Source organism: uncultured Succinatimonas sp. (assembly GCF_905203285.1).
Lineage (GTDB): Bacteria > Pseudomonadota > Gammaproteobacteria > Enterobacterales > Succinivibrionaceae > Succinatimonas.
The window spans coordinates 1-9,208 of the sequence record NZ_CAJKVK010000079.1 but is presented as its reverse complement, the minus strand read 5'-3'; the positions used below and the strand labels follow the sequence as shown (position 1 = coordinate 9,208).

The 9,208-nt window shown below is 40.8% G+C and carries 8 protein-coding genes and 1 pseudogene; 5 read left to right on the top strand and 4 right to left on the bottom strand.

Annotated features, from left to right (window positions below; genetic code table 11):
- The 3 genes from QZ019_RS07905 to QZ019_RS07895 form a co-directional block, all read left to right on the top strand.
- A partial coding sequence (locus tag QZ019_RS07905; RefSeq protein WP_295483946.1) for a hypothetical protein occupies positions 1–258 on the top strand: 258 nt, incomplete at its 5' end.
- 71 nt (positions 259–329) lie between these two features.
- Complete coding sequence (locus tag QZ019_RS07900; RefSeq protein ID WP_295483943.1) at positions 330–2,192, top strand: DUF294 nucleotidyltransferase-like domain-containing protein; 1,863 nt, start codon at positions 330–332, stop codon at positions 2,190–2,192.
- 2 nt (positions 2,193–2,194) lie between these two features.
- Complete coding sequence (locus tag QZ019_RS07895) at positions 2,195–2,893, top strand: exonuclease domain-containing protein (protein ID WP_294568124.1); 699 nt, start codon at positions 2,195–2,197, stop codon at positions 2,891–2,893.
- A gap of 37 nt (positions 2,894–2,930) precedes the next feature.
- Here the strand turns inward: QZ019_RS07895 and suhB are convergent, their stop codons facing one another.
- A complete protein-coding gene (suhB, locus tag QZ019_RS07890) occupies positions 2,931–3,734 on the bottom strand; it encodes an inositol-1-monophosphatase (protein ID WP_294568126.1) in 804 nt (267 codons plus the stop codon).
- A 79-nt stretch (positions 3,735–3,813) separates the two neighbouring features.
- Between suhB and QZ019_RS07885 the strand changes: the two genes are divergently transcribed.
- Positions 3,814–4,353: a hypothetical protein gene (locus QZ019_RS07885; protein ID WP_295483938.1), complete on the top strand. Its 540-nt coding sequence runs from the start codon at positions 3,814–3,816 to the stop codon at positions 4,351–4,353.
- Here the strand turns inward: QZ019_RS07885 and uvrB are convergent.
- The 3 genes from uvrB to QZ019_RS07870 all read right to left on the bottom strand — a co-directional run bounded on the left by uvrB (position 4,350) and on the right by QZ019_RS07870 (position 8,645).
- A complete protein-coding gene (gene uvrB / locus QZ019_RS07880; protein WP_295483949.1) occupies positions 4,350–6,392 on the bottom strand; it encodes an excinuclease ABC subunit UvrB in 2,043 nt (680 codons plus the stop codon). The genes QZ019_RS07885 and uvrB overlap by 4 nt on opposite strands.
- Positions 6,393–6,408: 16 nt before the next feature.
- Positions 6,409–6,879, bottom strand: coding sequence for a GNAT family N-acetyltransferase (locus QZ019_RS07875; RefSeq protein WP_295483935.1), 471 nt, complete (start codon positions 6,877–6,879; stop codon positions 6,409–6,411).
- A gap of 371 nt (positions 6,880–7,250) precedes the next feature.
- The gene (locus QZ019_RS07870) at positions 7,251–8,645 is read right to left on the bottom strand and encodes an ISAs1 family transposase (RefSeq protein ID WP_009143522.1); all 1,395 of its coding nucleotides are present in this window, start codon (positions 8,643–8,645) and stop codon (positions 7,251–7,253) included.
- Positions 8,646–8,837: 192 nt separating this feature from the next.
- Here QZ019_RS07870 and QZ019_RS07865 point away from each other — a divergent pair.
- Positions 8,838–9,005, top strand: a pseudogene (locus QZ019_RS07865) (transposase); the annotation flags it as partial.
- Between the last annotated feature and the right edge of the window lie 203 nt (positions 9,006–9,208).

Sequence of the window (9,208 nt, the reverse complement as noted above, 5' to 3'; positions counted from 1 at the left end):
AGGTATACGATGGATGACGAGCGTTGGTATGCCTATGAGATGCATGAAAAGTACCTGCATGATCAAGCCACGCTCAAAGAATGTGGAATCAGAGAAGGGATTGAGCAAGGAATTAAACAAGGAATTGAAATAGGAACCAAAAAGAATCTTCTGCAAAATATCCGCGGTCTTTTGGAAAACGGTATTTCGGTGGAAATTATAAAAAAGTCTTTAAAATGTACTGATAAAGATATCAGCAAAGCCAAAGAATCAGTCTAAACTAACCTTTAAAAGTTAAATCTCATAATTATGCTTTAAGGTAGAATTAAAGAAAAATTTCGGAAAGAGCTATGGATCAGTCATTACTTCCCAATATTTACGATTTTATTTCCCATACCTACCCTTTCACGCGCTTAAATACCTTAGAGCAGGACGCGCTGGCCGCGCAGGTAAAGATTTCTTATTACACTCCAGAAGAAACACTGCAGGATGAAAGTCTCACCGGAGTCGGACTTTTCATGATAAGAACCGGCACGGTCGAACAAATTAATAAAGACGGATCGCTAAGAGCCCGTCTTGGGGTAGGAGACTCTTTCGGCTTTACTCAACTTAATAAAAAAGGCAGCAGTGATTATACGGTTCGCTTTTTGGAAAACACCCTGCTTTATGTTATAAGCAAACAGGTTTTAGAATTTATCATTGCCAAAAACCAACATGTAAGTGAATATTTTGACTCCAAAGACTGGGTAAGATTATCAAGCGTCAATCATTTAACAACCAATAAATCAGCTGCCGCCAATTCTCATTTTTCCCGACCTGTTTCTGATTTTTACATCAATGATTGTGCTTTAGTATCTCCAAATAACACCATAAGACAAGCAGCTCAGGAAATCGGCTTAAAGCATGCCGAATGCGCTTTTATTGTCGACAATGACAAACTTATAGGCGTAATTACCAAATCCGACATAGCATTGCGTGCCGTTGCGGCAGGAGTTGATCCTAATAAAGAAGTAAGCGTCATAATGACGAAAAATCCCGTCACTATAAATCTTACCGATCCGCTTTATCATTCGCTTGAACTTATGATTGAGCATAACGTAAAAGTACTGCCCGTTACCGACAGAGGTCAAATTGTCGGTGTTATTACAGCCTCTCAATTACTGCAAAACTCACAGCTTCAAGCCGTTTTTTTACTTAAAGCAATCAAGCAGCAAACCAAGATAAGCGAACTTAAAAAATTATCCTCGCAAAAACAGGAAATTTTCAAAACTCTCGTAGAAAATGACGTTTCCCCGCAAATTATTCAGCTTGTAATGTCCAAAATTGCTGATGCGTTTAATAAAAAACTTATCGAAATTTATCTTAATGAACACGAAAAAGCCCCATGCAATTTTGCCTGGATCGCCGCAGGATCCCTAGCCCGCTGCGAAGTACAGCTTTTATCAGATCAGGACAACGCCTTAATTTTAGAGCGCGACTGCAACGATACTGAACTTAAATATTTTAAAGATATGGCAGATTTTGTCTGTCACGGTCTTGATGACTGCGGATATGCGCTTTGTGACGGCAACTATATGGCATCTAATCCCAAATGGTGCTTAAGTTACTCCAATTGGTGCAAAAATTATGAAAAATGGATTCTAAATCCTGATCATGACGATCTGTTAAATGTTTTAGTATTTATGGATCTGCGCTTTATATACGGAGATGAGTTTTTACTTAATAAGCTAAAGACTCATATGCTAAAGCTCACCGGCGACAACAGTCGTTTCCTTGCAATCATTACCAACTTAACGCTTGCGGTTAATCCGCCATTAGGCCTTTTCAAACAGTTCGTCCTTACTAAAGACGGACAAAATAAACCTTATCTTAATATCAAAAAGCAAGCAGTAAATTTAATTGTTGAGCTTGCAAGAATTTATGCGTTAAGCTCCGGCTCACTTATAACAGAGACTCCCGATCGCCTCAAAGCCGCGGCAGAATCACAAAAAATCAGCAAAGATGATGAACGGGAATTAAGTGAAGCTTTATATTTCTTAAACAGCTTACGCTTTAAACACCAGATTAACGCGCTTAATAATAACGAAGAACTTTCTAACAATCTTGTTCCCGACACATTAAGCCAATTTGAGCGTAATCATTTAAAAGACGCTTTCAGAATTATCGCAAAGCAGCAAGATGCTGCCAAATTCAGGTTTTGCGGAGGCATTTAATCATGCTTAATTTATTTAATCCGCTGACAAAACTTGAAAAAAGAAGACGTAAGTCCATTCTGAACGGCAATATTCCTAAAAAAGCTCAAACTCTTTTTGCACAAGAAATTATTACCTCAGGTTTTCTTGATTCGCTGCCGCTTACTGCACTTGACTTTGAAACAACCGGTCTTAATTTTAATGAAGATCTGATACTTTCAATGGGCTGTGTTGACATTAACCGCGGTGAAATTGATTTCTCAAGCGGATTTCATACTTTTATAAATATTGCAGATAAAGTCAAAAGCCATAGTGCCGTAATCAATCACATTACTCCTGAAATGCTTTTACACGGCGTAAGTCTTGATGAGGCGCTAAATCTGTTAATAGACCATATCAAAGGCCGAATTATCATTTGTCATGCTGCCGTAATTGAAAAAACTTTTTTAGCAAAAGCTCTAGAACTTAAAGATCCTTCTTTACTGCCGCTTATCTTTTTAGATACTTTACTTCTTGAAAAAAGTTTCAGCACTCATACCGGCAATGTCAATGATTTACGTCTATCGTCAATTCGCAAACGTAGAAAACTTCCTGCATACTGTGCACATAACGCCTTTGCCGACAGCGTTGCCACTGCGGAAGTGTTTTTAGCTCAAGTAAAGGAAATTTACGGAAACAAGCGCCCGTCATTACTGGAAATAGCCAAGCGTTGTATCAATTAAGATGGAAAGCGGTGACCTGGCACCGCTTAAATGACGATTAACGTAAAACTTCAGGAAGGGTCTTAGGATCGGTAACCTTTAACAATCCTTTAACGATATTAGGATTACCGCAAAGAATGTTGCCTGATTTTACATATCCGGTTTCGCCCATAAAATCGGTTACGATACCGCCTGCTTCTCTGATTAAAAGCTCACCTGCAGCAAAATCCCACGGCTTTAAGCCCTGCTCTAAATATCCGTCAAAACGACCGCAAGCCACATACGCTAAATCAAGGCTTGCAACACCCATACGGCGAATATCGGCACAATTATCAATAAGACGTGATAATAAAGGAATATAAGCTGACATGCGCTCACGGTAACGAACCGGAACTGCAGTGGCAATTATGGAACCTTCCAATGAAGGACGGGAAGCGACACGAATACGGCGTCCGTTTAACTGAGCACCGTCACCGCGGGAAGCGGTGAACATTTCATTTTTAATCGGATCAAATACTACGGCAACTTCGGTCTTTCCGTTATGCTTCAATGCAATAGAAACGCCGACATGAGGAACTCCCTGGACGAAATTGGTTGTTCCGTCAACAGGATCAATGATCCACTGGAATTGTGAATCTTTATTTCCCTGAACACCGCCCTCTTCGCCTAAAACAGCATGATCGCGATAAGATTTAAGCAGAATCGAGGTGATAGTCTGTTCACATTCACGATCGACATCAGTTACCAAATCGTCTTTGCGCTTTTCAGTAACTTCAAATTGATCGTTTTGACCTAAATTACGTGCAATAATATTACCGGCAGCACGTGCAGCGCGTACTGCGATATTTAGCATAGGATGCATGACAAAGAACTCTCTTGATGTTTTAAGACAGGCTAATTATATTCATTTTGCGACTTTTGCTCAATGACGGAGAATAAGGATGGAAGAAAAAAATAATTACAAAGAAACCGCACAAATTTTCAAACGCTACGGAATTCACGACGATCCGGCTTTATGGCAGGCTTTTACGCTCGGTCTTACCGCTAAAGGATTCATCCCTGGAGATCGACATCTTACTTTAAAAGTCTGTGAGCTTTTAAATGACTCAAACCCGCTGCCCGGCGAAATAATAGCTCTTATAACCGGTTTTGCCATTGATGCCGAAGAAATGCTGAAAAACGGCCATACACCTAAACTTATGCTTCCATCTTCTGATGAAAAGCCTCAGACAAGACTATACGCTCTTGCCCAAAGCGCTTATGGCCTTTCTTTAGGGCTGTCTTGTGACTTAAAAGGATTTGACGATATTACAGATAAAGATTTAAAAGACGATCTTAAAACCCTTATTCAAATCGGCAAGCTTGATACCGACAGCGACGAGCTTGATGAGGACGATTTTAAAAGCGTTAAAGACTTTATGGAAAATCTTAGTCTTTCCTTCTATAAAAAGCGTCCTTCTTTCATCACGGTAAAAGATTAATTAATATCCCGTCCCGGCATTAAAAGCAGTTCCTGCTGCAATGCCTGCATTTCGTCACGAACAGAAGCTGCCTCTTCAAACTTAAGCTCGGAGGCAAGCTTTAACATTTGTTCCTCAAGCTCATCAATCCTGGCGCTAAGATCTTTTGCATTAAGTTTTTGCCGACGCTTATCCCATTCTTTAAATGATATAGGTCTCTCGCGCTTCTCTTCAGGAACTTTAAAGGCAGAAGTCTGAGTTAAAGCAACTTCCATCACATCAACAATCTTTTTCTCAATTTGTTTTGGCGTGATGTTATGCTCTTCATTAAATTTTTGCTGAATATCGCGGCGTCGTTTGGTTTCATCTATCGTTACCCGCATTGAATCAGTAATCTTGTCAGCATAAAAAATTGCTTTGCCTTTCACGTTGCGTGCAGCGCGGCCTACTGTCTGAATCAAGGATCGGGATGAACGCAAAAAGCCCTCTTTATCGGCATCTAAAATAGCGACTAAAGAGACTTCGGGCATATCAAGGCCTTCTCGCAAAAGGTTAATACCAACCAAAGCATCAAATTCGCCTAAACGTAAATCCCTGATAATTTCCATACGCTCAACGGTATCGATATCCGAATGAAGATATCTTACCCTGATACCGTGTTCTTCAAGATAAGACGTAAGTTCTTCCGCCATCTTCTTAGTCAGCGTAGTAACAAGAACTCTTTCGTTTTTAGCCGCTCTCGTTCTTATCTCAGACATTAAATCATCAACCTGAGTGGCAACCGGACGTACTTCAATCTCAGGATCCAAAAGTCCCGTAGGACGGATAAGCTGCTCAACAACTTGGGATGACTCCTCAAGCTCATAATCGGCAGGAGTTGCCGACACATAGATAGTTTGAGGCTGCAGTTTTCTGAATTCTTCAAATTTAAGCGGTCTGTTATCAAATGCCGACGGCAAACGGAATCCGAAATTAACCAGATTCTCTTTACGTGATCTGTCGCCGCGATACATGGCACCGATTTGCGGCACCGTCACATGCGATTCGTCAATAATGAGAAGACCGTCTTTTGGCAAATAATCAAAAAGGCAGGGAGGCGGCTCACCTTCTTTTCTTCCGGTCAGATAACGTGAATAGTTTTCAATTCCCGAGCAATACCCTATTTCATTTATCATCTCGATATCATAAGCGGTGCGCTCTCTTAAGCGCTGCTCTTCAAGAAGCTTATTATTGGCAAGAAAATAATCACAGCGATCTTTTAAATCAACTTTTATTTCTTCAACTGCCCGCTGCAGTATTTCCCTGGGCGTAACATAATGAGTTTTTGGAAAAACCGTAAAACGCGGCAATTCCGCTTCAATAGCTCCAGTTAAAGGATCAAAGCGCAGAATTTTTTCCACTTCATCATCAAAAAGCTCAACCCTTATGGCAAAACCTTCCGATTCTGCCGGAAAGATATCAATTACATCACCGCGAACTCTAAAAGTACTGCGAGCAAAAGCCACGTCGTTGCGCGTATACTGCAGCTCGGCAAGACGGGTTACGATATCGCGCTGAGAGATAAACTCACCGCGAGACAAGTGCAGCATCATTTTCAGATAGGTTTCAGGCTCTCCCAAACCGTAAATAGCCGAAACCGAACACACTATGACGACGTCACGACGCTCCATTAGTGCTTTAGTCGCACTAAGGCGCATCTGATCAATATGCTCATTTACTTTGGCGTCTTTCTCAATAAAGGTATCGGTTGCCGCGATATATGCCTCAGGCTGATAATAATCGTAATAAGAAACAAAATACTCAACGGCGTTTTTCGGGAAAAATTCACGCATTTCCCCGTAAAGCTGTGCGGCAAGAGTTTTATTGTGCGACAAAATCATTGTCGGACGATTGAGTTTGGCTATAACATTTGCCATGGTAAAAGTTTTACCGGATCCGGTTACTCCCAAAAGAGTCTGAGCCTTATCCCCTTGTTGTATTCCTTTTACCAAAGCGTCTATCGCTTCCACCTGATCGCCTGCCGCCTTAAACGGACTTACAAGCTCAAATGATTGCCGCACCGGCATTTTTCTCTCCTTAATCAGCCATATCTTTAAGTGCTTTTCCGGTCAGACGATAAACAGTCCACTCATCCATTGGCACTGCCTTGCATGACTTATAAAATTCTATTGAGGGTGTGTTCCAATCAAGACAAGACCATTCAAGTCTACCGCATTGTCTCTCGACGGCAATTTTAGCCAGAGCTTTCAATAACCCTTTACCAAAACCCTGTCCGCGGTATTCCGGCAATACAAATAAATCTTCAAGGTAAATACCGGCTCTGCCTAAAAAAGTAGAAAAATTATGGAAGAAAAGAGCAAAACCTACTTCTTTGCCTTCATCATTAACCGCAAAAATAACTTCGGCTTTGTTTTTATCAAAAATCCACTCTTGTAAAAGTTCAGGAGTTGCTACAACATCATTTTCCATATGCTCATATACGGCAAGATGATTAATAAACTCTAGAATTTTTGCAGCATCTTTACGTTCTGCCTTTCTTATTTGCATGTTTAAATTCCTTTTTTATGTGCAAGATAGAAAGATTATACAAGCTATGCAATTTTTTAATGAGCCTAAATTAAAAATAACTTTAGATAAAAATCTCCTTAAATACCGCTTTATCATGCTGCTACTTATGTTTTGCTCACGCTTTGTCATTAACAATATTAACGGCAAGCGTAATTAATTCCTTGTTCCTAAACTTAATATAAAAAAATCCTTATGGCGACAACTTCATGTGAAGATTATCACAAACGCTTATTCCGTGAATATAAAGATAAATAAATGATCGAAGCTAATTGTTTTGCGCGGATCTTTTTGTCGTGACAATAGATATCTCTGCGCTTGTTTAGAGCACAGTGCTTAAAACTTTTTAATTTTTAACCGTGGGCTTTTATACCTTTTCTTCCCAACATGGCAAGGCGTGCCATTCCGTTTTCCGGAATCTCCGGTTTGGGCTCCACATAATCATCTTTTATTGCCGGCCTTTTCAGTATCTTTAAAAGATATAGCCTTTCATCCTCCAAAAAGTAACGCTTGTCCTGCGTAACATAAGCCATGCAGAATCTTATTGCCGTTTCGGCATCCCGGCAGGCATACTGCAGGCTTGCCATAGACGGTGTCCGTCCCTGTCTATCTTCAGGACAGTGATTTTTGACATAGCTTAGAATGTTAAATGCCATCTTAGTAAAGTAAGTATGATTGTTAATGTAATCACGGTTTCTGAGCGGCAACCGGTCTTGCATAAAGCACATATCCAAATACCAATGACTTACCTCTACCTGCCATCTTAATAAAATAACATCCTGTATCTGTGAAGCATAATCTTCATCGTCATAATCAATCTCAATTGAAGAAATAAAATAGCGCTTTTCCGTTTGCTCTTTACCGGAGCTCTTAATATAGCGGGTGGTATTTACGCATATCACCGTTGCGATATCCGGCCACTTCCGGCGCATTTCTTTTGTTAATGCAAGCTCAACGGGAAGAACGGCAATATCTTTTTGTTCAATGCGTCCGTGCCCGCTTGAAGTACGGGCTGCACTTACCGCTTCATCGGGGAGTTCGTACTCAAAGGCCGTAACGATTTCTTCATATAAAGTTCCCTGATTACTCTTTACGCAGACTATGAAATCTCCTCTCGCTTCCGTCACAGCCTTTAAAGTTTTATGCTGCGTGTTGATTGCGTCCCACGTGAAAATGCAGTGTACTGCATTTATCATGGGCAGCATTTCAATAATCGCCTGAGCCTCATGATTCTTCTTATCGGTGATTTTCTGACTTAAGGTTATGCCGTACTTATGACTGTACATCTGTACTATGTCATAACCCGTTGATTTTCTTTTATCTCCACGGCTTGTACTGCGCGTCGCCCGGATATTCTGCCCGTCGCAGCTGATGACGTCACGGTCTTTAAGCTCCGGCTCCGTATCGACAGTCTTTATCCCTATACAACAGTTAACGAAATACTCCGAGAAATATTCAAGTACATGTTTGCCGTCAAGAATGCTTTGTACCCGGCGTAAAGTCTGCGCTGTCGGACTTTCATCTCCGAGCCCGTAGATATACTTTTTGAGCTTCTCTTTATTCTCCGCATAAAAATGCGCTGCCGCAGTCATATTTTCACAACCGGACATTCTTGCCAAAACGATAATTACCGAAAGAGTACTTAAAGGATAAGAAATTAAGGCTTGATTGCGCGGATCTACTACCGATAGTTCAATACTGCGCTGCAGCTGACGTATCGGTTTGGCGAGGTCATCGGTAATACCCATATTTTATTATCCTTACTCTATGATTTATAAGAGATAATAAGTAGAACCTCGCAGGAACTCTGATCTTTTTATCACATTTTAAAAGTCACAGAATTGCATTTAAAAAATGTGATCGTAAATCAAGTATTTAGAATAAAACTATGTTCCTGATTTGTGAGCCGGATCATTATGCGTTGTCACTATATTTTCAAATTGAAAGGTACTTCCTCCGTTATCATTCGCAACAGAAATTATCCATCCGTCAAATCGCAGCTTTGGGGCAAGGCTTTATGGTCTCCCTCTTATTTCGCTTCCTCATGCAGCGGTGCTCCCATATCTATTATCCGTCAATATATTGACCGGCAGAACACACCTGATTAAAAAAGTGCCTACACCGCGCGGATGTATCCCCGCCCTAAAGGACGGGGTTTTAGCCGCTGATCTTTTTTGATTACGTTAAGAAAGAACAAAGGGAGAAATAAAAAAAAGCAGCATTAAAGCTGCTCTCTTGGTAATTGAATATTGTAAGTAGTGGCGGAACGGACGGGAATCGAACCCGCGACCTCCTGCGTGACAGGCAGGCA

Bases quoted from the DNA above. Each gene is read 5' to 3' on its own strand.
- QZ019_RS07900 (WP_295483943.1), top strand. From the start codon at position 330: ATGGATCAGTCATTACTTCCCAATATTTACGATTTTATTTCCCATACC.
- QZ019_RS07895 (WP_294568124.1), top strand. From the start codon at position 2,195: ATGCTTAATTTATTTAATCCGCTGACAAAACTTGAAAAAAGAAGACGT.
- suhB (WP_294568126.1), bottom strand. From the start codon at position 3,734: ATGCATCCTATGCTAAATATCGCAGTACGCGCTGCACGTGCTGCCGGT.
- QZ019_RS07885 (WP_295483938.1), top strand. From the start codon at position 3,814: ATGGAAGAAAAAAATAATTACAAAGAAACCGCACAAATTTTCAAACGC.
- QZ019_RS07875 (WP_295483935.1), bottom strand. From the start codon at position 6,879: ATGCAAATAAGAAAGGCAGAACGTAAAGATGCTGCAAAAATTCTAGAG.
- QZ019_RS07870 (WP_009143522.1), bottom strand. From the start codon at position 8,645: ATGGGTATTACCGATGACCTCGCCAAACCGATACGTCAGCTGCAGCGC.